The sequence below is a fragment of the Pseudomonas sp. FW305-28 genome (assembly GCF_017351395.1).
GTDB classification, from domain to species: Bacteria; Pseudomonadota; Gammaproteobacteria; order Pseudomonadales; family Pseudomonadaceae; genus Aquipseudomonas; species Aquipseudomonas fluorescens_AA.
The window spans coordinates 1-2,341 of record NZ_JACNDD010000286.1; the positions used below are offsets into that span (position 1 = coordinate 1).

1 protein-coding gene is annotated in these 2,341 nt (G+C 62.1%); it reads right to left on the reverse strand.

Annotation, left to right across the window (positions count from 1 at the left end; translation table 11 throughout):
* Positions 1-2,341 (reverse strand): condensation domain-containing protein (locus J4E53_RS30390; RefSeq protein WP_207268287.1); only part of this gene is annotated, 2,341 nt, incomplete at both ends.

A 2,341-nucleotide genomic window follows, 5' to 3' on the forward strand; every position in this document is an offset into this window, starting at 1 on the left:
GACCTGTTCTTCGAACAGGCCATGAATCGTCTGCTGCTGCGGATAGTCGATCTCGGTGGCGTTGAATGTCACCAGCAACCGATCACGCTCCTGCGCTGGCAAGATCGTCAAATCAGACAATGACGTTCCAGCCGCACACTCCAACGCCACGACCAGGCTCGTCAATGCCGCTTCCATGTAGGCGCCGATCCGCCGTGCGCCGATTTCGGCCACTGCCTGAACGGTCAGGCTGAAGCCTTCGCCGAGATCATCCACGGACAGCACCAGTGGATAGTTGGTGCGTTCTTCGCCGCCCACTTCCTCGATCCCTTCCCAGGTCGACGACGCTTGTAACGCATTAGGCTCGGCGACCGAATGACGGTAGTTGAGCAATGCACTGAACAATGGCGTCGGTGCAACCACGCCACTGCAACGTTGGGCCAACGCCAGGGAAGCATGCTCATGGCCCAACAGCCCGCTCAGCCGCGCATGGGTCGTCAGCACGCCGTCGCGCACGCTTTGTGCACCGACTTGCACACTGATCGGCAAGGTATTGATGAACATTCCCAAGGCCCGGTCGGCCCCTTCGCCGCCCTGCATCCGCCCCATCAACACGGTGCCGAACACCACGTCCTCGCGACCCGAAACCCGGCCCAGCACCTGGGCCCAGGCCAGGTGATACAGGCTCGCGGCACTCACGCCCAATTGGCGCGCCTGCAGGCGCAGACGGCGGCTCAGCTCCGTCGAGATGGCCTGCTGGGCTTCTTCGATACTGCTGCCATCGCCACGGACATCCTGCAAGCCGAACGGCAGCGTCGGCTCGTCGATGTCGCCGAGCATCGCGCGGAAAAACGTTTCGTGCTCTTCACGACTCACACCCAGGCACACCTGGGCCACATAGTTGCGATAAGGCACCGCGTCGCCCAACTGACCAGCGTGGCCCTGCAAGTGCATCTGTATCTCGTGGCGCATCACTTCCAGCGCCGTGTGGTCGAGCGCCATGTGATGGACCAGCAAGGTCGCCAACCAACGCTGGTTGACGGCGTCCTGAGCGAACCGAACGCGCATCAACGGCGCCTGACGGATATCCAGGCGGTGGTGACTGACGTCGAAGCTCGCCTTCAACTGAGCGAGAATGTCACCCTCCTCATCGTGCGGGATGACGTGTTCAACACCCAATACCGCCTTGCGCCAGACCACTTGCACCGGCTCGTCCAGCCCTTCCCAGGCCATGGATGACCTCAAGATGTCGTGGCGGTCGATCACACCCTGCAAGGCCTGGGTGAAATCGTCCAGGCGTTCGCGGCTATCGAAGGTGAACTGCGCTTGCAGCACATAAGGATCGCCTTGTTCGGCGGCCAGGTGATGGTAAAGAATGCCTTCCTGCAGCGGCGCCAGCGGATAGATGTCCTGCACGTTGCGCGCACCGCCTGGCACCGTCGATACGATACGGTCGATGGCCTCCTGACTCAACTTCGCCAGCGGCAGCATGGCTGGGGTGATGTGTTCGCAACCCAAAGGAATCAGGTTTGCCGGGACAGTCACCTCGTTGCCAGTGCCCACTGCGGCAGCCAGCGCGGCCAAGGTCGGTTGATTGAATAGTATGCGCACATCGGCGCTCAAGCCGGCCTGGCGCATCCGCTCGATCAGGCTGACGGCCAGCAGGGAATGCCCGCCCAGTTCGAAGAAATGGTCGTGCCGGCCGACGCGTTCGACCTTGAGCACGTCTTGCCAGATCTGCGCCAGGGTGGTTTCGGTTTCGCCTTGCGGGGCTTCGTAGCCACGGGTGATCAGCGCATCGAGATCCGGTGCCGGCAGGGCCTTGCGGTCGAGCTTGCCGTTCGGCGTCAGTGGCAACGCATCCAGGCGCACGTAGGCCACCGGCACCATGTAGGCCGGCAGTTGCGCTTGCAGGTGCGTGCGCAGGGCTTCGATCTCTACTGTTTCGTCCGGCGAGTGTTGGGTGAAATACGCCACCAGGCGCTTGTCGCCCGGCACATCTTCCCGGGCCACGACCACGGTTTCCTTGATGTTCGGAGCCTGGGCGAGCTTGGCTTCGATCTCCCCCAGTTCAATGCGGAAACCACGGATCTTCACCTGGTCATCGTTACGGCCCAGATATTCGATGTTGCCATCCGGCAGATACCGGCCCAGGTCGCCCGTGCGATACATGCGGGCGTTTGGAGCATTGCTGAATGGATCTTTCAGGAAGCGTTCGGCCGTCAGGTCGTCGCGGTTCAGATAACCACGAGCGACCCCGGCACCACCGATGTAGATTTCGCCCGGCACGCCCAGCGGCACGGGTTGTTTGTGCTCGTCCAGCAGATAGAACTGGGTGTTCGCCACCGGTTTGCCGATGTGG